Origin of the sequence: Delftia sp. 11MD (assembly GCF_050907895.1) — a bacterium.
In the GTDB taxonomy this organism is placed as follows: domain Bacteria; phylum Pseudomonadota; class Gammaproteobacteria; order Burkholderiales; family Burkholderiaceae_C; genus Comamonas; species Comamonas tsuruhatensis.
In genome coordinates, this window is record NZ_CP194333.1 from 3,224,615 (window position 1) to 3,247,427 (window position 22,813).

The 22,813-nt window shown below is 67.3% G+C and carries 20 protein-coding genes and 1 riboswitch; of the genes, 12 read left to right on the plus strand and 8 right to left on the minus strand.

The features are described 5' to 3' along the window. Positions 1-7 precede the first annotated feature (7 nt). From alkB to ACRSCF_RS14660, 8 genes are all read left to right on the plus strand, one after another. A complete protein-coding gene (alkB, locus tag ACRSCF_RS14625; RefSeq protein WP_034366988.1) occupies positions 8-658 on the plus strand; it encodes a DNA oxidative demethylase AlkB in 651 nt (216 codons plus the stop codon). A 14-nt stretch (positions 659-672) separates the two neighbouring features. Continuing rightward, positions 673-1,356, plus strand: coding sequence for a 2OG-Fe(II) oxygenase (locus tag ACRSCF_RS14630; RefSeq protein WP_034366987.1), 684 nt, complete (start codon positions 673-675; stop codon positions 1,354-1,356). A gap of 12 nt (positions 1,357-1,368) precedes the next feature. Beyond that, positions 1,369-1,687: riboswitch (cobalamin riboswitch) on the plus strand. 121 nt (positions 1,688-1,808) lie between these two features. After that, the gene (locus ACRSCF_RS14635) at positions 1,809-3,935 is read left to right on the plus strand and encodes a TonB-dependent receptor (RefSeq protein WP_034366985.1); all 2,127 of its coding nucleotides are present in this window, start codon (positions 1,809-1,811) and stop codon (positions 3,933-3,935) included. Next, positions 3,935-4,987: an ABC transporter substrate-binding protein gene (locus tag ACRSCF_RS14640; RefSeq protein WP_160853893.1), complete on the plus strand. Its 1,053-nt coding sequence runs from the start codon at positions 3,935-3,937 to the stop codon at positions 4,985-4,987. The genes ACRSCF_RS14635 and ACRSCF_RS14640 overlap by 1 nt, the downstream gene beginning before the upstream one ends. Then, positions 4,974-6,059: a FecCD family ABC transporter permease gene (locus tag ACRSCF_RS14645; RefSeq protein ID WP_202758723.1), complete on the plus strand. Its 1,086-nt coding sequence runs from the start codon at positions 4,974-4,976 to the stop codon at positions 6,057-6,059. Before ACRSCF_RS14640 ends, ACRSCF_RS14645 begins: the two co-directional genes overlap by 14 nt. After that, positions 6,056-6,844 (plus strand): ABC transporter ATP-binding protein, encoded by a 789-nt coding sequence (locus ACRSCF_RS14650; RefSeq protein WP_034366983.1) that lies wholly within the window; start codon positions 6,056-6,058, stop codon positions 6,842-6,844. Before ACRSCF_RS14645 ends, ACRSCF_RS14650 begins: the two co-directional genes overlap by 4 nt. Beyond that, positions 6,831-7,610, plus strand: a complete 780-nt coding sequence (locus ACRSCF_RS14655) for a (2Fe-2S) ferredoxin domain-containing protein (RefSeq protein ID WP_244451650.1) — start codon at positions 6,831-6,833, stop codon at positions 7,608-7,610. The genes ACRSCF_RS14650 and ACRSCF_RS14655 overlap by 14 nt, the downstream gene beginning before the upstream one ends. A gap of 37 nt (positions 7,611-7,647) precedes the next feature. Continuing rightward, complete coding sequence (locus ACRSCF_RS14660; RefSeq protein WP_052151713.1) at positions 7,648-8,220, plus strand: zinc-ribbon domain containing protein; 573 nt, start codon at positions 7,648-7,650, stop codon at positions 8,218-8,220. On the opposite strand, the gene ACRSCF_RS14665 is transcribed toward ACRSCF_RS14660, so the two are convergent. Continuing rightward, positions 8,192-9,148, minus strand: coding sequence for a LysR family transcriptional regulator (locus ACRSCF_RS14665; RefSeq protein WP_034366977.1), 957 nt, complete (start codon positions 9,146-9,148; stop codon positions 8,192-8,194). The two genes, ACRSCF_RS14660 and ACRSCF_RS14665, sit on opposite strands and share 29 nt — an antisense overlap. A 166-nt stretch (positions 9,149-9,314) precedes the next feature. On the opposite strand from ACRSCF_RS14665, the gene ACRSCF_RS14670 reads away from it, so the two are divergent. Continuing rightward, positions 9,315-10,640, plus strand: a complete 1,326-nt coding sequence (locus ACRSCF_RS14670) for a serine hydrolase domain-containing protein (protein WP_198818702.1) — start codon at positions 9,315-9,317, stop codon at positions 10,638-10,640. Between the two features lie 118 nt (positions 10,641-10,758). Further along, positions 10,759-12,555: a methyl-accepting chemotaxis protein gene (locus ACRSCF_RS14675; protein WP_034366971.1), complete on the plus strand. Its 1,797-nt coding sequence runs from the start codon at positions 10,759-10,761 to the stop codon at positions 12,553-12,555. A 32-nt stretch (positions 12,556-12,587) separates the two neighbouring features. Here the strand turns inward: ACRSCF_RS14675 and ACRSCF_RS14680 are convergent, their stop codons facing one another. Continuing rightward, a complete protein-coding gene (locus ACRSCF_RS14680) occupies positions 12,588-13,568 on the minus strand; it encodes a DNA-binding protein (protein WP_034366969.1) in 981 nt (326 codons plus the stop codon). A gap of 253 nt (positions 13,569-13,821) precedes the next feature. Here ACRSCF_RS14680 and ACRSCF_RS14685 point away from each other — a divergent pair, with 253 nt between their 5' ends. Continuing rightward, a complete protein-coding gene (locus ACRSCF_RS14685; protein ID WP_244451651.1) occupies positions 13,822-14,973 on the plus strand; it encodes a site-specific integrase in 1,152 nt (383 codons plus the stop codon). Positions 14,974-15,009: 36 nt separating this feature from the next. Here the strand turns inward: ACRSCF_RS14685 and bioB are convergent, their stop codons facing one another. Further along, positions 15,010-16,071, minus strand: a complete 1,062-nt coding sequence (gene bioB, locus ACRSCF_RS14690) for a biotin synthase BioB (protein ID WP_012205605.1) — start codon at positions 16,069-16,071, stop codon at positions 15,010-15,012. A gap of 414 nt (positions 16,072-16,485) precedes the next feature. Here bioB and ACRSCF_RS14695 point away from each other — a divergent pair, with 414 nt between their 5' ends. Continuing rightward, positions 16,486-18,465 carry a UvrD-helicase domain-containing protein gene (locus ACRSCF_RS14695; protein WP_244451652.1) on the plus strand — a complete coding sequence of 660 codons (1,980 nt, stop codon included), beginning with the start codon at positions 16,486-16,488 and terminating at the stop codon, positions 18,463-18,465. Between the two features lie 6 nt (positions 18,466-18,471). Here the strand turns inward: ACRSCF_RS14695 and ACRSCF_RS14700 are convergent, their stop codons facing one another. The 5 genes from ACRSCF_RS14700 to ACRSCF_RS14720 form a co-directional block, all read right to left on the minus strand. After that, a complete protein-coding gene (locus ACRSCF_RS14700) occupies positions 18,472-18,942 on the minus strand; it encodes a VOC family protein (protein WP_026062485.1) in 471 nt (156 codons plus the stop codon). A 76-nt stretch (positions 18,943-19,018) separates the two neighbouring features. Further along, positions 19,019-19,861, minus strand: a complete 843-nt coding sequence (locus ACRSCF_RS14705) for a YdcF family protein (RefSeq protein WP_034367029.1) — start codon at positions 19,859-19,861, stop codon at positions 19,019-19,021. Positions 19,862-19,870: 9 nt separating this feature from the next. After that, positions 19,871-20,707 (minus strand): lectin, encoded by an 837-nt coding sequence (locus ACRSCF_RS14710; RefSeq protein ID WP_034366965.1) that lies wholly within the window; start codon positions 20,705-20,707, stop codon positions 19,871-19,873. A gap of 156 nt (positions 20,708-20,863) precedes the next feature. Further along, positions 20,864-21,628, minus strand: a complete 765-nt coding sequence (locus ACRSCF_RS14715; RefSeq protein WP_034366961.1) for an enoyl-CoA hydratase — start codon at positions 21,626-21,628, stop codon at positions 20,864-20,866. Further along, complete coding sequence (locus ACRSCF_RS14720; RefSeq protein ID WP_034366958.1) at positions 21,625-22,812, minus strand: CaiB/BaiF CoA transferase family protein; 1,188 nt, start codon at positions 22,810-22,812, stop codon at positions 21,625-21,627. The genes ACRSCF_RS14715 and ACRSCF_RS14720 overlap by 4 nt, the downstream gene beginning before the upstream one ends. Between the last annotated feature and the right edge of the window lies 1 nt (position 22,813).

Consider the following 22,813-nt stretch of genomic DNA (forward strand, 5'->3'; position numbering starts at 1 on the left):
GGCCGGTATGAGCACGCTGGATCTTTTTGCCGATGAACCTCCCATGGGCATCGAACCCATTGGTCCCCAGTCCGTGGTGCTGCGCGGCCATGCCCTGCCCCATGCGGCGCCACTGCTGGCTGCGGTGGACGGCGTCATGGCCCAGGCGCCGCTGCGCCATCTGGTCACGCCGGGCGGCTTCACCATGTCGGTGGCCATGACCAACTGCGGCACGCTGGGCTGGACCAGCGACCGGCGCGGCTACCGCTACAGCGCCATCGACCCGGTCAGCGGCCAGCCCTGGCCCGCCATGCCGGCCGTGTTTGCGCAGCTGGCGGGCGAAGCGGCCGCCGCTGCGGGCTTCGAGGGCTTCGCGCCCGACGCCTGCCTGATCAACCAGTACCTGCCCGGCAGCCGCCTGTCCCTGCACCAGGACCGCGACGAGCGTGACCTTGTCGCGCCCATCGTCTCGGTGTCACTGGGCATGCCGGCCACATTTCTGTTTGGAGGGCTTGCGCGCGCGGACAAGACGGCCAGGGTGTTGTTGCAGCATGGCGACGTGGTGGTCTGGGGCGGCATGGATCGGCTGCGCCACCACGGCGTGTTGCCGCTCAAGGACCAGCCTCACCCGCTGCTGGGCGGGCGGCGCATCAATCTCACTTTTCGCAAGGCGGGTTGAATGGAGGGGTCGAAATGGATGGGCTGAACAGCAGTGATCGCTTCGCCGGCCTGGACTGGGGCCGCATTGCCACCCAGCTCGATGCAGAGGGCCATTGCCTGCTGCCACGGCTGCTGAATGCGGATGAAAGCCGCGCCCTGGCTAGCGAGGCGGCCATGCGCAATGGCCTGCCGCCCTCCCTCTACACATGGCGCCCGGTGCTGTACCGGCACCTGCTTGCCATTGCCAATCGCTGGCGTGCCCAAATGGACATGCAGCCTGCCCTGCCCGCCTCGTTCGAGGCCTTCGGGCAGCTGGGCCGCCAGCGCGGCCAGATGCATCCGCAGTCGCACCTGCTGCATGTGGCGCAGGCGGGCCATGCCCCGCTGCGCTCATACAGCGAAGGAGCGGCGGTGTTCCCGCTGCAGCTGGTGCTGCTGCTGTCCCGGCCGGGCAAGGATTTCGAGGGCGGCGAGTTCGTGATGACCGAGCAGCGACCGCGCATGCAATCGCGCCCCATGGTGCTGCCGCTGGGCCTGGGGGATGCGGCCATCATCGCCACGGGGCCGCGCCCGGTGCGCGGTGCGGCGGGCTTTTACCGTGTGCACCTGCGGCATGCAATCAGCCGCGTTCACCGTGGCGAGTGGCTGGGTCTGGAGCTGCTTTTGCACGACGTGCCCCAGGCGCCAAAGGCTCTGCAAACAGACCGCTGGCTATAATGCCGCGCCTGCAAAGGCATCCGTGCAACAGGTGTCCACATGCCAGCCATGGGGATGAAACGGGAACAAGGTGACTGCCAGCAAATGCTTTTTGCGCTGCCGGCACAGGCCTTGGCTGCCCCCGCAACGGTAAACAAGTCAAGGCGCTCCACGCCTGTCCCGCCAGTCTCCGCAACCCTGCGGAGGGGCGATGACAGGCTGTCACTGGTCCATGGCGTGGTCTGCAACATGCAGCTTTTCGCGGGTGGATTGGGAAGACGGGGCGCTGGGCGCAAGGCATGTCCTTGCGCCGCTTGTGAGCCCGGAGACCGGCCTGCTGCGTTTCGCGCCCGCTGAGCGGGCGCTTTCTTGACTGTCTGCGGGGTGCGGATGGCAATGTCCTGCACCCTATCCTTGCACGCTGGCTGGAGAGGCGGCAGTGCCTTGCTTTCGCATCAGGCGGTCGAAGACCGATGTTCGAAATGCATTCCTCCCTTTCCTGCGTTCCCAGCACCCGTGCTGCCGATTCCCTTTGCCTTCGGCTGAGCCCGCTGGCCCTGGCCTGCGCCTTCCTGTCCGTTCCTGTGCAGGCACAGACTGTCCTGCCCGAAGTGCAGGTCACCGGCCAGGCCGAACGCATCGGCCAGCAACTGGCCCAGCCTGCGCGCTCGGCCAGCCATACCGGCGTCTCCAACCAGGAAGTGCCTGCCAGCGTGGATGGTGTTTCTGCCGAGCAGATGCAGGAGCGCGGCGACTACGCCCTGGTGGACGCCGTCACGCGCACCGTGGGCCTGACCTCCAGCAGCACGCCGGGCAACGGCGGCCTGTCCTTCAGCAGCCGTGGCTTTGCGGGCGTGAACTCCGTGGGCGTGGCCGAAGACGGCATGGTGCTGGGCGTGGCCGCCGGCACCACGGCCTATCCCGGGGACAGCTGGGGCTACGAGCGCATCGACGTGCTGCGCGGCCCGGCCTCGCTGATGTATGGCAGCGGCACCATGGGCGCCACGGTCAACGCCATCCGCAAGCAGCCCAGCCGCACCAGCTCGGCCGAGGTGCTGCTGGGCGCGGGCACGGACGACACGCTGCGCGTGGGCCTGGGCGTGACCGGCGCCCTGGGCGCCTATGCCAGCTACCGCATCGACAGCTACACCGCGCGCAGCGCGGGCGAGCGCGACCTGGACCAGTCGCGCAACGGCAAGTTCATGAGCACGCTGCGCTTGGAGCCCACGAGCGACCTGCAGATCGACCTGATTGCCGACCGCAGCGTGCAAAAGCCCAGCCGCTACTGGGGCACGCCGGGCCTGGACGGCAAGGTGGTGGAGTCCCTGCGCGACCGCAACTACAACGCCGAAGACAGCGTGCTGCGCTATGCCGACGAGCGCCTGCGCGCCAAGGTGCAATGGAAGGCCAATGACTGGCTGACGGTGCGCAACGAGCTGTACCACGTGCAGTCGGACCGCCACTGGCGCAACATCGAGGCCTACGCGCTCAACCCCGCCACCTGGACCGTGGGCCGCTCCGACTACCTCGAAATCCTGCACGACCTGGAGCAGACCGGCAATCGCCTGGGCCTGAACGTGGACCGGGGATCGCACAAGATCGCCATGGGATGGGAGGCCGCACGCATCAACCTGCGGCTGTCCAACAACTCGCCCTATGGCGGCTCGTCCACGGTCTCGGCCTGGGACCCCGTGCATGGCAGCTGGGCCAGCCCCGATGTCACCAAGGCCAAGACCGAAACCGGCGTGACCCAGCATGCGCTGTACCTGGAGGATGCCTGGCGCATCAGCAACCGCTGGCTGGCCATGGCCGGACTGCGCCGCGATGTCTACAGCTTTGCCAGCCATTCCCTGGTGGGCGGCACGGATTTCAACAAGACGCTGGCCGCCACCTCCTGGCGCCTGGGCCTGACCTATGAGCTGGCCCGCGACACCCATGTCTATGGGCAGATCAGCTCGGGCCATGATCCCGTCAACAGCCTGGTCTCGCTGAACCTGGCCAACACGGCTTACAAGCTGAGCAAGGGCCGCCAGGCCGAGATCGGCATCAAGCAGCAGGTGGCAGGCGGGCGCGGCGAATGGACGCTGGCCGTGTTCGACATCAAGAAGGACGACATCATCACGCGCGACCCCGACCGCCCGGCCATCTCCATCCAGGGCGGCAGCCAGTCCTCGCGCGGCGCCGAGGTCACTGCCAACTTCCAGGCCACGCCCGCCCTGCGCCTGGAGGGCAACCTGTCCTATGTGGATGCCCAGTTCGACAAGCTCATCGAGGCTGGCGGCAACCGCGCCGGCAACCGCCCGCAGAACGTGGCCAAGACCACGGCCAACCTCTGGGGCCACTACCGCGTGGGCGCCTGGCAGGCCTCGCTGGGCCTGCGCTACGTGGGTGACCGCTTTGGCAACAACGCCAATACCGTGAACCTGCCCGCCTACACCGTGGCCGACGCCGCGCTGAGCTGGCAGGTGGATCCTCGCACCACCCTGAGCCTGATCGGCCGCAACCTGGCCGACAGGGTCTATGTGGGATCGAGCTACGGCAGCCAGTTCCTGGTCGGGCAAGGCCGCCGCTTCGAGATCGCGGCGCATATCCGGTTCTGATGGCCATGCCGCGCTCCAAAAGCCTCCACGGTCTCCAGGGCCTGTGCGCTGGCGCCCTGGCGGCCACCCTGCTGCTGGCCGGCTGCTCGCGCAGCGATTCCGGCACCACCAGTGAACTGCCGGCACCGGCTGCCGCACCGCAGGCGGCCGTGACCGTCAATGTCTGCGGCAGCCCCGTGACCTACGCCAACGCACCGCTGCGCGCCGTGACCCATGACGTGAACATCACCGAGATGTTTCTCTTTCTGGGCCTGGGCGAGCGGCTGGTGGGCTACAGCGGTATCACGCAGGCCAAGCAGATCGACCCGGCCTTTCAGGCCCAGCTGGCCCGCGTGCCGCGGCTGGCGGAGCGCGAGATGAACCTGGAGGCCATCCTGGGCGCCTCGGCCGACTTCGTCTTCGGCGGCTGGAGCTACGGTTTTCGCCAGGGCCAGGTCACGCCCGAGGTGCTGCAGCGCCACGGCATTGCCTCGTACGTGCTGTCCGAATCGTGCATCCGCGTGGGGCCGCGCAGCCAGGTGGCGCTGGAAGACGGCCTGACCGACCTGCGCAACCTGGGCCGCATCTTCCGCATCGACGCCCATGCCGAGCAACTGGCGCAGGGGCTGGAGCGCGACCTGAAGGACCTGCGCGAGCGCATGCAGGGCGTGCGGCAGCGGCCTTCGGTCTTCGTCTACGACAGCGGCCAGGACATCCCCGTGACCGTGGGCCGCTACGGCATGCCGCAGGCCATGATCGAGGAAGCGGGCGGGCGCAACATCTTCGACGACATTCCCAGCAACTGGCCCGCAGGCAACTGGGAGGACGTGGTGCAGCGCAATCCGCAGTGGATCGTCATCATCGACTACGGCCAGCCCCATGCGCAGGGAAAGATCGACTTCCTGCTGGCCAAGCCCGAGCTGGCCGGCGTCGATGCCATTCGCGAAAAGCGGTTCTTCGTGATGACCTATGCCGAGGCCACGCCCGGCCCGCGCAACATCGCTCGGACCCGCGCCCTGGCGCAGGCCCTGCACCCCGACCGCATGCCGGCGCCCAGCCATGCGGCCAACTGACTCCCGCTGGCCCAGGCGCCCGGGCGCCGCCCGCCTCTGGTGCCTGCTGCTGTTCGCGGCCCTGTTGCTGGTGATGACGCTGGCCATCACCTGGGGGCCCGTGGACATGCCGGCCGGCACGGTCTGGCGCATTGCCTGGAGCCGGTTGCTGCAGGCGCTGGGCATGCAGCCGCCGCCGCTGGAGGGCATCACGCCGCAGCACCAGCAGATCGTCTGGCTGATCCGCATGCCGCGCGTGCTGCTGGCGGCCCTGGTGGGCGCGGGGCTTGCCGTGGTGGGCACCATCATGCAGGCCATGGTGCGCAATCCGCTGGCCGATCCCTATCTGCTGGGCGTGTCCTCGGGTGCGTCGGTGGGCGCCGTGGCCGTGCTGGCCTTCGGTGCGCTGGCCTCGGCCGGCATGTACGCCCTCACGGCCGGGGCCTTTGCAGGGGCGCTGGCGGCCACCGTCGCCGTCTACCTGCTGGCGCGCTCCCAGGGCCGCATCCATGCCACGCGGCTGATCCTGGGTGGCGTGGCCATCGGCTATGTGCTGGCGGGCGTGACCAGCCTGATCACCCTGTCATCGGGCCAGCGCGACCTGGCCAATGCCCTGCTGACCTGGACGCTGGGCAGCCTGGCCGGCACGCAGTGGGAGGAACTGGGCATTCCCGCCGCCGTGCTGGCTGCGGGAATGCTCTGGCTGGGGCTGCAGACGCGCCCGCTCAACGCCCTGCTGGCCGGTGACGAGGCCGCCGCCACGCTGGGCGTGGACACGGCACGGCTGCGGCGCGCACTGTTCCTGGCGGTGTCGCTGCTCACGGGCACCATGGTGGCGGTCAGCGGCGCCATCGGCTTTGTGGGGCTGATCGTGCCGCACGCCGCGCGCATGCTGGTGGGCACGGACCACCGGCGCGTGCTGCCCGTGGCCGCCCTGGCCGGCGCCCTGCTGCTGGTGCTGGTGGATCTTGTCGCGCGCACGGCCTTTGCGCCCATGGAACTGCCCGTGGGCGTGATCACCTCGCTGATCGGCGGACCCTTCTTCGTCTGGATGCTGGTGCGCCAGCCGGTGCAGGGAGGGCGCGGCCCATGAAGCTGCAAGCCCAGGACCTGTGCTGGAGTGCCGATGCCCGGCGTGCCGACGCCCGGCGCATCGTGGACCAGGCCAGCCTCGCCCTGCACAGCGGCGAATGCGTGGGGCTCATCGGCCCCAACGGCAGCGGCAAATCCACCCTGCTGCGCATGCTCTACCGAGTGTTGCGGCCCGACGCAGGCTGCGTGCTGCTGAACCAGCGCGACATCCGGGACATGACGGCGCGCGAGTTCGCGGCCCAGGTCTCGGTCCTGGCGCAGGAGGCGCCGCAGAGCTTTGACTTCACCGTGCGCGAAGCCGTGATGATGGGCCGCATCCCCCACCAGTCCCCCTGGGCGGGCGACAGCGCCGAGGACCTCGCCTGCATGCGCCAGGCGCTGGCCCAGGTGAATGCCTTGGCGCTGGAGGCGCGTCGCTTCTCCAGCCTTTCCGGCGGCGAAAAGCAGCGCGTGCTCGTGGCCCGCGCGCTGGCCCAGCAGCCACGGCTGATGCTGCTGGACGAGCCCACCAACCACCTGGACATACGCCATCAGCTGGAGTTGATGTCACTGGTCCGGCGCCTGCAGATCAGCAGCATCGTCGCCCTGCACGACCTCAACATCGCCGCCCACTACTGCGACCGTCTCTATCTCATGGAACAAGGCCGCATCGTTGCCCATGGCACACCGGCCCAGGTACTGACCCCGGCCACCATCGGCCAGGTCTACGGCGTGGCTGCCGAGGTGGACATCCATGCCGCCACCGGCCGGCTGCGCATCAGCTTCATTCCCGATGAACTCCTCTGAAACTTCCATCCCGCCCGGGCCCGACGCCGTGATCGTGCTGGGCCGCGGCGGCACGGGCGCAGCATCGCGCCAAAGCCTGATCGAACTGGCCGATGCCTTGCGCCAGACGCTGGAGCCGGCCTGCAAGGTCGTCACATCGTTCGTGGACAAGGCCGCACCCTCGCTGCCCGAGGCGCTGCAGCAATGCCTGCCGGCGCGCTCCATCGTCGTGCTGCCCCTGTTCTCGCCCGACGAGCCTGCCCTGCTGCGCTGGCTGCACAAGCTGGCCATGCGCTGGCGCTCGCAGTTGCCGGACCAGGGCGTGCAGGTGCGGTTTGCCGACCATCTGCTGGGCGCTGCCGCCATGCCCGCGCTGCTGCTGTCGCAGATGGCCCAGGCCCTTCAGGCCCCCGACATTGCCGAGACCGCTGGCGACCAATGGCAGCACGATCCCCAGGCCTGGTCCCAGGTGCCGGACCACCAGCACCATGCCCTGGTCTGCACGGGACCGCGCTGCACCGCCCTGGGCGCCGTGGCCGTCTGGCAAAGCCTGGGCGAGGCCGTGCAGGCCAGCAGCGAACTGCGTGCCAGGCTGCGCCTGCTGCAGACCAGCTGCCAGTACCCCTGCAACCATGGCCCGCTGGCCATCGTCTATCCGGACGGCGTCTGGTACGGGCGGCTCACGGCCGAGAATGCCGCCGAAGTGATCGAAACCCATGTGCTCTCGCGGCAGGTCTGTGCGGAGCACCACGTGCACGGGCCTGTGGAGCTTTTCTCGGACTCGTGAGACCATATTTCGCCAAGCATTCCCCTGATCAAATCCGATGACGCTTGATCTGCCCGACGATATCGTTGCCCATCCCCTATATGGCTCGAAGCCGATGCACTCAGGCGTCAGCCTGCCCAATGCGGTCTTTGCCCGCGCTCATTGGAGCTATGGCAGTGAACGCTTTTTCCCGGAATCAGCCCTCATCGCTGATACCACCAAGCAAAATTACAACGTCTTCCCCCGCTATTGCTACGTCGACATCCTCAAGCATTGCAGAGGCTGTGACCGCCCCTTCATCTTTTTTGCGATGGAGCAGAAGCACTGGTTCGAGACCTTGCGTTTCTATGTCGATGCTGACTGCGTCCATTGCACGGAGTGCGGCAAATCGCGGCGCAGGGCTAAACGACGCGTGACCCTCCATGCACATCTTGCGAAAAAGAAGGATTTGAGCGACGAGGAGTTCATGCATTTTGTGGACAACACAGTCCACTTGCTCCAGGCCGGCTTTCTCAAGAATCTCTCCAGACTGGGGCAACTGAAAAACCGGGCCATGGCACGCATGCCTGAGTACAGCGGCACCAGGCAGTTGGAAGAGGCCCTCAGGTGCCTGCGGGCAGGGTCTTCTTGACGGCAGGCTGTGCCGTCTCCAGCTTAGCCAGCCTCACCGCCACAAAATCCCGCAACGCACGCACCAGCGGCGTGAACTGCCTGCGACTGGGGGCGACCAGGAACAGCGGAACGCACTCGGTCGTCCAGTCGGTGCACAGCGCAAGAAGGCGGCCCCGGGCCAGGTCCTCGGCCACGTCGAAATACGACTTGTAGGCAATCCCCCGCCCGGCCACGGCCCAGCGCCGCACGGCATCTCCGTCATTGGCCACATTGCGGCCGCGCACCCGCACATGGACGGGCTCAGGTACGGCAGCCCCCTGCCCTGCCGGCCAGAAGCTCCAGCGGTCGTGCACTTCCTCGCCCAGCATGAAGCACAGGCAGTCATGGCCGGCCAGGTCGTGGGGGGTGGCGGGGGCGCCGCGCTGCTGCAGATAGGAGGGCGCGGCGCAGAGCACGCGGCGGTGCGTGTCCGACAGCGGCAAGGCCACCAGGCTGGAATCCTGCGGCCTGCCATAGCGAAATGCCGCGTCCACAGGCTCGCTGTAGACATTGGCCGCGCGGTCGGACAGGTGCAGGCGCAGATCCACGCCTGCGTGCTGGCTCTGGAACTCGTCCAGCCAGGGCATGAGCACATTGCGGCCCAGGTCGGAGGGGGCGGCCAGTTGCAGCGTGCCGCGCAAAGCGGCCTGGCCGCCAGCCAACTGGTCGCGCACCTGGCGCAGGCCGGCCAGCGCGGGGCGGCAGTGCTCCAGAAACAGCTCGCCCTCCTGCGTGAGCCGCAAGCTGCGCGTGGAGCGCACGAACAGGGTCACGCCCAGCTCTGCCTCCAGCCGCTTGAGCGCTGCGCTGGCCGCAGCCGGGGTCAGGTCCAGGGCGCGCGCCGTGGCCGAAAGGCTGCCGCTGTCTGCGGTGCGCACGAAGATATCCAGGTCTTGCAGGCTTTTCATGGGCGTTCGCCAGGCTTTGATTTTCAAAAACTATTTGAAGCTTAGTCCAACGAGAAGGCCATTTGTCGCGCTTGCGCCAACTGGGCGCACGGCCTGGGATGGAAGCCGGCTTCCATCCTTTGGCAGGGGATCTTGGCGCCGCGGCAACCGTAGTATGGTTGCCGCCATGCAGCTCAAACATTTCGCCGGTGCCCTGGCTGGCAGCCTTGTGTTCGCCACAGCCACGGCAGGGGTCACCGCAGCCAAGACCCCCTCCTATCCCGATGCCGATGCCAGCGACCCCGCAAAGCTGGGCTGGATGGTGGGCTCGCCGCCACCGCCGGACCGGATGCTGCGCTTCGACGACGGCTCCTATTTCCAGTTTCCCGCCATGCGCTGGAGCGTCTCGCACTTTCGCCAGCTCATGCCCACGGTGAATGTGTCGCGCGGCCTGGCGCCTGCAGCGCCGCTGGCCCAGGCGCTGCGCGAAGACATCGACGAGTTGCGCTTCACGCCATTGGGTGCCAGCCAGCCCATGACCTGGCGCGATTCGCTCAAGGCCAACTACACCGACGGCATCGTGGTGCTGCACAAGGGCCGCGTGGTCTATGAGCGCTACTTTGGCGTGCTCAAACCTGAAGGCCAGCACGGCGCCATGTCGGTGACCAAGTCCTTCGTCGGGACGCTGGCGGCCATGCTGGCTGCCGAGGGGCAGCTCGACCCCTCGCGCCGCGTGTCGGAATACGTGCCCGAGCTGGGGGCCTCGGCCTTCGGCAATGCCACGGTGCGCCAACTCATGGACATGACCACGGGCATTCGCTTCAGCGAAGACTATGCGGACCCCCAGGCCGAGGTCTGGGCGCACGCGGCCGCGGGCAACCCGCTGCCCAAGGCCAAGGACTACACCGGGCCGCGCAGCTACTACGAATTCCTGCAGACCGTGAAGCCCGAAGGCGTGCACGGCAAGGCCTTCGGCTACCGCACGGCCAATACCGATGCGCTGGGCTGGGTGCTGGCGCGCGTGAGCGGCCAATCGGTGGCCGATCTGCTGTCCGAGCGCATCTGGAGCCGCCTGGGCGCCGAGCAGGATGCCTACATGTCGGTGGACTCCACGGGCACGCCCTTTGCAGGCGGCGGCCTGAACCTGGGCCTGCGGGACCTGGCGCGCTTTGGCGAGATGCTGCGCAACCGGGGCCAGTTCAACGGCCAGCAGATCGTTCCCGCAGCCGCCGTGGACGATATCCGCCGGGGCGGCGATGCGGCGGCCTTTGCCAAGGCCGGCTACAAGCTGCTGCCGGGCTGGACCTACCGCAACATGTGGTGGGTCACGCACAACGCCCATGGCGCCTTCGCGGCGCGCGGCGTGCATGGCCAGACCGTCTACATCGATCCCAAGGCACAGATGGTGATTGCGCGCTTTGCCTCCCATCCGGTGGCTGGCAATGCGGCCAATGACCCGACCTCGCTGCCCGCCTACGAGGCGCTGGGCAGGCTGCTGGCGGGGGAGCGCTGAAGGGGAGCGAATTTCCCGCATAGGCTTCGGCGGCCAGGGGGCACCGCCTGCAAGAACGCGTATTGTCAAGAAAATTTGCTAACGTATGTAGCATCTTCTTGCAATAAGTAATTCTTCTATGTTCCAGTCCCTGCGTGCGCGACTCATCGCGCTCAGCGTGGCCATCGTCACCGTGGCCATGCTGGCCCTGGCCATTGCCAACTTCCTCACGGTGCAGCGCCATGTGCTGTCCACCCTCGACGACCAGAGCCGCCAGCTCGTGAACGCCCAGGCCCAGGTGCTGGGCGAATGGGTGGCGACCAAGCGCCTGCTGACGCATACGCTGGCCCAGGCCGTCGATACGCCGGACCCGCGTGCCGTGGTCCAGGCGCTGCGCGACGGCGGCGGCTTCTCGGATGCCTACTTCGGCTACACCGACAAGCGCATGTTCTTCCTCAACGAGATGGCTGCCGACTACGACGTGACGGCCCGCCCCTGGTTCAGGCAGGCGTTGAAGGAAGGCCGCCCCATCGTGACGGCGCCCTATCTGTTTGTCTCTCCACCCGAAGTGGGCGTGACCTTTGCCGAGCCCGTGGGCCCGGCCGGCAATCCCGTCGCCGTGGTCGGCACCGACGTGCTGCTTACCACCGTGGTGCGCACCGTGGGCGCCATCCGGCCCACGCCGGGCAGCTTTGCCTTCTTGGTGGATGAGGCGGGCGCCATCGTCACCCATCCCGATCCGGCACTCACGCTCAAGCCCGTCTCCGCGCTCTCGCCCCAGTTGGGTGCCGACGCCATCCAGGCCCTGCCCAAGGCGGACTCCGGCATGCGCACGGCCGTCGGCGGCAAGGACTTCCTGCTCTACGGCCAGGGCGTGCCCGGCACGGACTGGCAACTGGTGGTGGCCGTGCAGCGCGACGAGGCGCTGTCCGCGCTGGGTTCGCTGCTCAAGGTGTCGGGCGCCATCGTTGCCATTTCGCTGATCCTGGCGATTGCGCTGCTGGGCGTCGTCATTGCCCGCGTCACGCGCCGGCTGGCCGTGGTGCGCGATGCGCTGGAAGACATCGCCTCGGGTGACGGCGATCTCACGCGCCGCCTGTCGGTGCAAGGCAATGACGAACTGACGCAGATCGCACGCGCGTTCAACCACTTCACCGACAAGATCGCCTCGGTGCTGGTGCGCATCCGGGAATCGTCCGAGACCGTGCGCCATGCCTCCACCGAAATCGCCAGCGGCAACCAGGACCTGTCGGCACGCACCGAGCAGCAGGCCAGCTCGCTGGAGGAAACGGCTGCCGCCATGGAGCAGCTCACGGCCACCGTGCAGCACAACGCCGAGAATGCGCGCCAGGCGCGGCAACTGGCCAGCAGCGCCTCCGACATCGCCACGCATGGCGGCACGGTCGTGGACGAGGTGGTGCGCACCATGGGCGGCATCGAACAATCCTCGCACCGCATTGCCGACATCATTGGCGTGATCGACTCCATCGCGTTCCAGACCAATATCCTCGCGCTCAACGCCGCTGTGGAAGCAGCCCGTGCCGGTGAGCAGGGCCGCGGCTTTGCCGTGGTGGCCTCTGAAGTGCGCACGCTGGCCCAGCGCAGCGCCACGGCCGCCAAGGAAATCAAGGCGCTGATCGATGACTCCGTGGGCCAGGTCGATGCCGGCAGCCGGCTGGTGCAGGACGCAGGCGCCACCATGGGCAAGGTGGTGGAAAGCGTGCAGCGCGTGACCGCCATCGTCACCGAGATCAGCAATGCCAGCCAGGAACAGAGCACGGGCATTGCCGAGATCGGGACCGCCGTCAGCCAGATGGACCAGTCCACCCAGCAGAACGCGGCCCTGGTCGAAGAGGCCACGGCCGCCGCCCAGTCGCTGCAGCAGCAGGCCGCGCAGCTGGCGGATGTGGTGGCGGGGTTCCGGCTCCAGTCCTGACCGGGCCCAGCCAGGGGCGCAGGCCCTGACTGCTAGCCCCGCCTGTCCTTGAGGCGCGTCATGGAGCGGCGCGCCGCAGACAGGCTTGCGCGCCGGCCCATGGGCAGTCCAGCACCCGCCTCGGGCATGGCCGCACCGGCCAATCGCTGCTGCGCCTGCAGCAGGCTGCGCAGGTCCGCTGCCCGCTCCTGCGCCAGGGCGGCCGCATTCTGGGCGGTCTGCAGCTGGGAGTGCAGGCTCAGCTGCTCCTCCTCGCTCTTTTCATAGCGGCTTTGCAGCTCTGCAAGGCGGGTCGCTGCCTTGCGCTCCTGCTCGGTGGCGGCCTTGCGCGCGGCCGCCAGTTCCTGCCGCGCACGATCCACCTCATTGAGCATGTGGCGCTCATTGCCCGCGTACTGCTCGGCCATGCGCTGGCGCTCCAGCGCGGCGGACTGCATTTCCTCGCCATGCTTTTGCTGCAGCGCCTCGCGCTGGCGGGCGGCTTCGGCCAGCGCATCGCGCATTTCTTCCAGGCGTTCGTCGCGGTCCTGCAGCTGCTGCTGCATTTCATCCAGCCGGCGCGACAAGTCCTGCGACTGGGCCTGGGCCACTTGCAGGGCCTGGTCCATGGCCTCTTTCTGCGCTTGCATGGACGCCTCGCGCCGCGCCATTTGCTCCTGCTGCTCCTGCAGCTCGGCCTGCGTGGCCTGTGCCGCTTCCTCCCGGGATTGCAGGGCGGCGCGGGCAGCCTCCATGGCCTCTTCCTGGGCGGCGTCCCACAGCTGCTGCGCCAGGCGCTGAACGGGATCGGGCACCGACGACGGCAGCAGCTCGCCCTGCCCTGCCGCCACGCCCAGGCGCTGGCCCAGCGTGGCAAACCAGGTCTCCAGCATGGGGCTGACGGTATTCGGCGAGCCCCGGCCAATGTGCTGGCGCACGCGCTCGATGGTCGGCCGCAGGCCCTGGGCGATCAAGGCGTCTGCCGCAGCCCAGACATCGGCTTCCTGCACGCCACGGGTGGATGTTTTCTGCATATCGTGAACTATTTCCAAGATTACCAACGATAAGTGATTGTTATCGTGAGTTATTTTAACTTTATGTAATACATCATATGTTAGATGTATTAAATATTACATATGAAATTTTCATACAGTATGGATGCGCACATTACACGGATTTGTGGCGCAAAAAGGCCGCTCCTGGTCGCTGGAAAGTGAACTTTGCGTCGTGCCGATCGCTGCAGGCCCGCAAGGGATTGCCCGGGCGGCGTCGGGCGACAATCCATGGATGCGCACCGGCCCTTTTTCGCTGACCTCCCGACCTCAGCCCCTGGACGACATCCAGGAAGGCAACGCCCTGCCGTCCGCCGGCCTGGAGCCTGCTGCCCGGCAGGCCGTGCGCGAGCTGATGCACGAGGGCGAATCCGCCAACACCAGAAACAGCTACCAAAGCGCCATGCGCTACTGGTCCGCCTGGCATGCGCTGCGGTTTGACCGGCAGATGCAGCTGCCGCTGGATGTGGCCTGTGTGCTGCAATTCATCATTGACCATGCCCAGCGGCAGACCGGCGCGGGCCTGGCCAGTGAAATGCCGGCGCACATGGACCGCGCCCTGGTCGAGGCCGGATACAAGGCCCGCGAAGGCCCCCTGTCGCACAACACGCTGGTGCACCGCATGGCGGTGCTGTCCAAGGCCCATCAGGTGCATGGACTGGCCAACCCCTGCCAGGACGGTGCGGTGCGCGAGCTGATGTCGCGCACGCGAAAGGCCTATGCGCGGCGCGGTGAAGGTCCCGCCAAGAAGGATGCGCTGACGCGCGACTTGCTGGAGCAATTGCTTGACACCTGTGACGACAGCCTGCGCGGCCGCCGCGATCGCGCCCTGCTGCTGTTCGCCTGGTCCAGCGGCGGGCGCCGCCGCTCGGAGGTGGCCGGGGCCGACATGCGCCACCTGCGGGCCGCGGGGCCGCAGGAATTCATCTACACGCTGACCCACTCCAAGACCAACCAGTCCGGACGGGACGCGCCCGAGAACCACAAGCCCGTCACCGGGCGCGCGGCCCAGGCGCTGGCCGATTGGCTGCGTGCCGCCGCCATACAGGAAGGGCCGATCTTCCGGCGCATCCGCAAGGGCGGCCATGTGGGCGAGCCCCTGTCGCCAGCGGCCGTGCGCGACATCGTGAAGCAGCGCTGCGCGCTGGCGGGCGTGGAGGGAGATTTCTCGGCGCATTCCCTGCGCTCGGGCTTTGTGACCGAGGCCGGGCGCCAGAACGTGCCCCTGCCCGACACCATGGCGCTGACGGGGCACAGCAGCGTCAATACGGTGCTGGGCTATTTCCGTGCGGATTCCGCGTTGAGTAACCGTGCGGCCCGGCTGCTCGATGCCGGCGACGACGATGCGGCCGCCGCCGCGCAAGGCAGCGGCCGGCCGCAATCCTGAGCCGCTGGCTCAAAAGAGCTCAAACTCTCAAAAAGCTCACTCCTGTACCGAGGTCCGCGTGCCGCTCAGGCCCAGCTTGCGCAGCAGTGTGGTGTCGGCCTCCACATCGGGGTTGCCGGTCACCAGCAGCTTGTCCCCGTAGAAGATGGAATTGGCGCCGGCCATGAAGCACAGGGCCTGCACGGCGTCGCCCAGTTGCTGCCGGCCCGCCGACAGGCGCACGCGCGCCGTAGGCATGGTGATGCGGGCCACCGCGATCACGCGCACGAAGTCCAGCGGATCGACAGGCTCGCTGTCCGCCAGCGGCGTGCCGGGCACGCGCACCAGGCTGTTGATGGGCACCGACTCGGGATGCGGATTGAGATTGGCCAGCTGGGCGATCAGGCCCGCGCGGTGCACGGGCGCCTCGCCCATGCCGATGATGCCGCCGCAGCACACGCTGATGCCTGCGCCGCGCACGGCCTTGAGCGTGTCCAGGCGGTCCTGGTACTGGCGCGTGCTGACCACGTCCTGGTAGTACTCGGGCGCCGTGTCCAGGTTGTGGTTGTAGTAGTCCAGGCCCGCTTCGCGCAGCGACTGCGCCTGGTGGGGCTGGAGCATGCCCAGCGTGGCGCAGGTCTGCATGCCCAGGCCCTTCACGGCGCCGATCAGCTCGTTCATCTTCTCGATGTCGCGGTCCTTGGGCGCGCGCCAGGCTGCGCCCATGCAAAAGCGCGTGGCGCCCGCGTCCTTGGCCGCCTGGGCGGCGCGCGTGACTTCGTCCACGCTCATGAGCTTTTCTGCCTTGACGCCGGTGTCGAACTCGGCCGCCTGCGGGCAGTAGCCGCAGTTCTCGGGGCAGCCTCCGGTCTTGACCGACAGCAGCGTGGCCAGTTCGATATCGCCCGCAGGCCAGTGCTCGCGGTGCACGCTCTGGGCCTGGAACATCAGGTCCATGAAGGGCTTGTCCAGCAGTTCCTGGATGGCCTGCACGCTCCAGGCGCCTTCAAACGGCAGCGTGTCGCTTTTGGAGGGGCGTGCATGCCATTGCAGGGGGCTGCCGGCCGCAGGCTGTGCGGAGGTGGCGGAAGTCGTCGGGGTTGTGCTGCAGGCGGTCATCAAAAACTCCTTTGTGGGTCTGCTCTTTTCATTCTGATGAGCAAAAAAAGCCTTGGGAATGAAAAAGCCGGCTCCTTGACAAAAATAGTTGCCCCGTTTTCATGGCCTGCAAAAAAAGCGAACTTCGCTTATTTTTGAGCGATGTTGGGGATGTTTTGGCAGAAGTTCTTCTCGGTGACTTCTTCTTGTCGCAAGCACGCAGCTATTGGCGGTCAACATCGCTCAATTGTCCGATGAGCGCTTCAAAAGATGCGTGGACAGGCGCGGCAACGGATTCCCAATACCTGCCAGATGCCTCTCCAAAACGACCACAATGGGTGCCCGCCGTCGTCGCCACAGCGGCTTTCAGCTCTGCCGGCCTGCGGCTGAACCGCTTCCCTCTGCTTTCGCCGCTTTTGCTCAGATTTCCCTCACATGTCCCTGCGCTCCCTGGAATTTCCTACCGATCACGGCAAGCCGCTGCTGCTCTCGCGCGAGCAGCAGGCCATCCTGGCGCATGAGGGGCGTTCGGCCATCGTGGCTGCGCTGGCGGGAGTGGGCAAGACCACGACGCTGGCCTGCAAGGTGGTCCAGGCCTGCCGCAGCGGCCAGGCGCAGCGCATTCTGGTGCTGGCGTATTCGCGCTCCGGCGTGGCGGCCTTCCATCACCGGCTGCAGCAGCTGGTGCGCGAGGTGCCGCCCCAGGTGCAGATCACCACGGTGGAGCGCTGGGCGGCCCAGCAGATCCGCCGCCGCGACCCTGCTGCCCGCTTTCTGGCCGACCGCGTGGCACTGCAGGCCCGTGTGCGCGAGGCCCATGCCGCGCTGTGCGAGCGGCTGGCCTGGCAGCCCGACCCTTTGTTCGAGCAGCCCGGCGATCTGGATCTGGACGCCTTCTGGGACTTCAACCTCGGCGCCAAGAAGTCGTTGCTGCCCCAGCGCCTGGCCGAGGAAGGCATGGGACTGGCGAGTTTCTGCGAGGAGTATTTGCTCGACTATCGCCTGGCCTGCCTGTTCTTCGAGTACGAGCGCCGCCGCATCGATCACTGCGGCGACCCGCTGTACTACGCCGAAGGCGACTGCAGCCATGCACTGGCCAGCGACGCCCTGCAGGGCCAGGCGCTGGACCTGCCGCGCTACGACCTGGTGGTGTTCGACGAGATGCATGACCTGGACCCGGCCTCGCTGCAGGTGCTGCGCGCCCTGGCCGGAACCAGCGGCTGCGCATTCCTGGGCGCAGGCGACTTCAACCAGCACATCGAGGCACAGGCCTGGTCCGTGTTCCGCGACAAGCTCCACCAGCTCGATGATTTCCTGCCCCAGGCCACGGCCACGCTGGCGCTGACCCAGTCGCGGCGCTTCGGCCCGCAAGTGGCCAAGGCCGTCAATGCGCTTTTCAATGTGGGCCTGACAGCGGCGCCCACGCGCTTCAGCGCCGTGCACCAGCTGCAGCACTCCGACGACAGCGAGTGCATTGACCAGCTGCTGCAGATCCAGGCCAGCCTGGCACGTGCCACCGAACCCGCTGCGCCGGGCGAGCCGCCTTCTGGCAGCGCGCGCAATCCCTCGCTGACCGTGATCCTGCGCTACGAGCAGGACGCCTGCGCGCTGGAATGGGCCATCCACCGCGCCGGCAAGTCCGCCAGCTTCTACGGCTTCAAGCGTTTGTACCTGCAGCGCGAGATTGCCCTGCTGCTGGGCCTTTGCTATGCACATGGCATGCAGGCGCTGTCCTGGAAGGCCGAGACCAGCGTGCTGGGCAGCGAGATCCTGGCGGCCTTCGTGGAAGGTGCGCTGTTCTACGGCAAGGGCAGCGTGGCAGGCGGTGACATGGCCGATCCATCCAGCCGCCACACGCTGGCCCAGCGCATGGCAGGCGAGATGCTGCACAACCCGCAGATCATCTGGCGCTTCCTGAGCGACCAATCGAGCCTGCAGGGCGGACAACGCAACTTCAAGGCCTTCGGCAGCTTTCTGCAGCTGCCGCTGGCCCTGCAGTCCGATGCGCGGGGCCTGCTGGAGCAGGCCGATGTCTGGGGGCTGTTTGCCGGCGTGGCCCTGTCTCAGGCCCAGTCGGCGGCCTTGCGTCAGCGCGTGGAGGCTTTCATGGATTCGGTGGCGGGCATGGCCGTGCCCGACATGCTGGCCCAGGTGGCGGCCATGGCCACGCGCTTCGAGCGTGCCGTGCGGGCCGAGCGCGGATTCGACTTCCATCTCAGCACCATCGAGGAAGCCAAGGGCAAGGAGTACGACCACGTCGCCCTGCCCTTCATGGAGCCCGGCCGCTTTCCGGCGACGGCCCCGCACGCGCTGGCCTTTCTGGAGCGCAACCGCCTGTACGTGGCCATGACGCGCGCCCGAAAAAAGCTGTGGCTGCTGGAACATGTCCAGCGGCGCGTACAGCCTTTTGCCTGAGGCGCCTCAGCCCAGCGCGGCGATCACCTCGGCCGGCGCCTGCACCAGCTCGATCAGCACGCCCTCGCCGGCAATCGGGAACTCGTCATTGCTCTTGGGGTGCAGAAAGCAGATGTCGTAGCCGGCCGCGCCCTTGCGAATGCCGCCGGGCGCAAAGCGCACGCCCTGCTCCGTCAGCCACTGCACGGCCAGCGGCAGGTCGTCGATCCACAGGCCGATATGGTTCAGCGGCGTGGTGTGGACGGCAGGCTTCCTGTCGATGTCCAGCGGCTGCATGATGTCCACCTCCACCTTGTGCGCGCCTTGGCCCATGGCCAGGATGTCTTCGTCCACGTTCTCGCGCTCGCTCTGGAAGGTGCCGGTCTGGGTCAGCCCCAGCATGTCCACCCACAGGCGCTTCATGCGCTGCTTGTCGGTGCCGCCGATGGCCACCTGCTGTATGCCCAGAACCCGGAAAGGACGCTGTTCGCTTGCCACTGTCTCGCTCCTGTTGATGTATGAAGAATCACATTGTGGAGCCAATCCGCAAGGCCGCAGCCCATCGCACAGCGGCTCAGAACTCCCCCAGCACCCATCCGCTGATCACCGCAAAGTACTCGCGCAGCCAGGCGTTGGCGCGGATCGTCGCCGGCGTGGGCGCGCCCACGGTGAAGGCCTGGCCGTAGCCGCTGCGCTCGGCGATCCAGCCCGCGCGCAGCGTGTGGAAATCGCTGGTGACGATGGCAATCGCCGCGTCCGGGGCCACGCCGCGCTCCTGCAGCAGGGGCAGGCTCCACGCCAGGTTCAGCGCCGTGCTGGTACTGCGCTGCTCCATCAGCAGGCGTTCTGGCGCAATGCCGTGGCGTTGCTGCAGATAGCGCGCCATGACGGCGCCCTCGCTCTCGCTTTCCCCAAAGTCCACGCCGCCGCTGGTGACCACCAGCGCCTTGGGCTGGCTTGCAGCCAGTTCGGCGGCGCGGTCCAGCCGCTGGGCCAGCGTCAGCGACGGTTGTCCCTCACGCGTGGCGCTGCCCAGCACCACGATGGCCTGCACCGGCTCGTCCGGTGGCAACCCGGACGAGGCGGACAGCAGGTGCGCCCAGAACACCAGCAGGCTGACCAGCCACATCGCCAACGCCGCCCAGCCCAGCCACCAGGCGCGCTGCAGCCAGGCACTGGCACGCAGCCTGCGCGCAATGGCCGCGCGCCAGAAGCTGCACGCCATGAACAGCAGGCCCAGCACCGCTGGCAGCGTCACGCCCAGATTGAACATGCCGCGTGCCATCAGCACCACGGCATCGCCCAGCAGCACGGCGCCAGTGATCAGGCCCAGCCACTGCAAGGACCCCAGCCGCCGAATGCCCGCGACGGCGTTGCGGCCGGGCACTGGCCCGGGCGCGGCAGAGAGCTTGTGCAACAAGCGTCCTCAGTTCCAGCGCTGGTTGGGGCCGCCGGCGCAGGACCACACGATGACGGGCTGGCCCGGCCGGGCATTGCCGCCTTCGATGTCCAGGCACTTGTTGGCAAAGCGGCTGCGGATCTGTCCACGGCTCCAGTCCCATTTCTGGTTGGGCTGGTTGCGGCATTGCCAGGCGATCACGCGCGCGCCATTGCGCGTGCTTCCGTCGGCGACGTCCAGGCACAGGTCGCCCACGCGCATCTCGCCATCACGCGTCAGCGTGAAACGCTGGTTTTCGCCGCCGCTGCAGTGGTACACGATGAGGCCGTTGCCCGGGCGCAGGCCACCCGACACATCCAGGCACAGGCCGTTCTGGCCCCGCACCTCCCGTCCGCCCCACGACGGGTAGCCGGGCTGATGGCCCGGGTAGCCCGGATAGTGGTCATCGTTCCATTGCTCGTCGCGTTCACGTTCGCGGTCCTTGTCGCGCTTGTTCGCCAAAATGGCGGCGCCGGCGATGGCTGCCACGGCGGCACCGGCGATCCATGCGCCTGTGTTGTCGCTCCCGCCTTCCTGGCCCTGCGCGCCCTGGGGCAGGCCGGTCAGGATGCGGAAACGCCCGCCGCAGCCACCCTTGACCCACATCTCCCGGCGGCCCAGGTCATAGCCCCAGTTTTGGTTGTAGCTGCAGTTGCCCGCCAAGGTCTCGACCAGTTGGACCTGCTGCGCGTCGTCGGGCAGGCTGTAGGTCTGATAACGACCGTTGGACATGAGCTGCACCGTCTCTTCGCCTGCATGCGCAGGCAGAACCGGCAGGATGAAGCTGCTGGCCAGCAGGACGGAAATGCATTTATTGATTTGCATGGGATTTCTCGGGCTGCGTTGATCTGAGGGGCGGCTACGCGCAGCAACCGGCCTTTTCTTTCAGGCCAAGAATGCAGCCACCGCCTCTTTCCAGGCTGTGGAGTTTAGCCAAGCAATTTGTAGGATTGCGCCAGATTCTGGCAAGGCTGGCTCAAATCATTGCCTGTTGAATCCCGCCACCCCCGCCCGAAACTCCCCACTCCCATACACCGCCGACACCAGATCCTCATCATCCAGCCGCTGCTCCACGACGATGCGCCGCAGGCTTTCCTTGACTGCTGACTGGGTGGTTGCCGACAAGGCCATGAGCTGCTCGGCCAGCGCCTGTGCCTGGGCTTGCAATTGATCTGCCGGCACCACCGTATGCACGAACCCGCAGGCCTCGGCCTGCTCGGCTGACAGGTAGTCCGCCAGCAGCAGCATGCGCTTGACGCGTGGCACGCCCAGGCTGGCCACCAGGCGGGCGATGTTGCGTGACGACAGCGTGTTGGACAGCGTCTTGGCAATCGGCGCACCGAAGCGCGAGCCGGTGCTGCAGATGCGAAAGTCGCATGCCGTGGCCAGGGCCAGGCCGCCGCCCACGGCCCAGCCGTCGATGACGGCGATAGTGGGCACGGCGATGCGCTCCACGGCGTCGATCACGCGCTCCACGAAGGCTTCATAGGCAATGCCTTGCTGGCCGTCATGGAAGTCCTTGAAGTAGGCGATGTCCGTGCCCGAGATGAAGGATTTGCCGCCCGCACCGCGCAGCATCACGCAGCGGATGGCCGAGTCGGCCTGGCAGCGCTCCAGGGCCGTGAGCAATGCCTCGTACATGGGCATGCTCATGGCGTTGTGGCGTTCGGGGCGGTCGATGAGGATCTCGGCCGCGCCCCCGGCGTGAACGGTCAGCGCCACGGATTCATGCAGGGCTGTGCTCATGCGGCGGCCTTCAGGGCACGGAGTTCGGCCATGATTTCCGCGTTGTGCTCGCCCAGCAGGGGCGGATGGCGGCGCACCTGCTGGGGGGTGCCCAGCATCTTGACGGGAAAGCCGATGTTCTTGACCTTGCCCTCGATGGGGTGGTCGATCTCCATGCACATGCCGCGGTGCCGGCCATGCTCGCCCTCGAAGGCTTGCGGATAGGTGAGCAGCGGGCCGGCGGGAATTCCGGCCTCCAGCATGCGGTCCACCCAGTCGGCGCTGTCGTGGTGGGCCAATTCCGCTTCCAGCTCCCCTATCAGTGCCTCGCGGTGCTTCAGGCGCAGCGCCACGGTGGCGTAGTCGGGGTGCTCGAGCAGATCGGGGCGCTCGATCAGCGCGCACAGCCTGGCCCAGAGTTTCTGGTTGGTGGCGCCCATGACGAAGTAGCCGTCGCGCGCCTTCACGGCCTGGTAGGGGGCGCTCATCTTGTTGCTGGTGCCCAGCGGCGCGGGCGGCACGCCGGTGCCCCAGTATTCGGACATGTCCCAGATCGAGAAAGCCATGGCCGAGTCGAACAGCGAGGCGTCTATGTGCTGGCCCTGCCCTGTCTTCTGCGCGCCGATATACGCGGCCAGCAGGCCGTAGGTGGCGAACAGCGCGCAACCGATGTCGGCCACGGGCACGCCGGCCTTGACGGGTTTCTCTCCCTTGTAGCCGGTGACGCTCATCACGCCCGACATGGCCTGGGCCATGAGGTCGAACCCCGGCCGCTGGGCCCAGGGCCCGCTCTGGCCGAAGCCCGAGATGCTGACATAGACGATGCGCGGATTGATGCGGCGGATGCTTTCGTAGTCGATCTTCAGGCGCTGGACAACGCCGGGGCGGTAGTTCTCGACGATGACGTCGGCCGTCGCGGCCAGCTGGTAGAAGGCCTCGCGCCCCTCCTCGCTCTTGAGGTCCAGCGTCAGCGACCGCTTGTTGCGGTTCATGTTCAGAAAGCCCATGCTGTCCGGGCCCTTCATCTTGAAGCCCATGGCGCCGCGCGTCTGGTCTCCGGTGCCCGGAGGCTCGACCTTGATGACATCGGCGCCCAGGTCGGCCAGCAGCATGCAGGCAAAGGGCCCGGCCATGACCTGGCTGACGTCAAGCACGCGTATGCCTTGCAGGGGCAGTTGTTGCGGGTTGGATTGGGGATTGCTCATG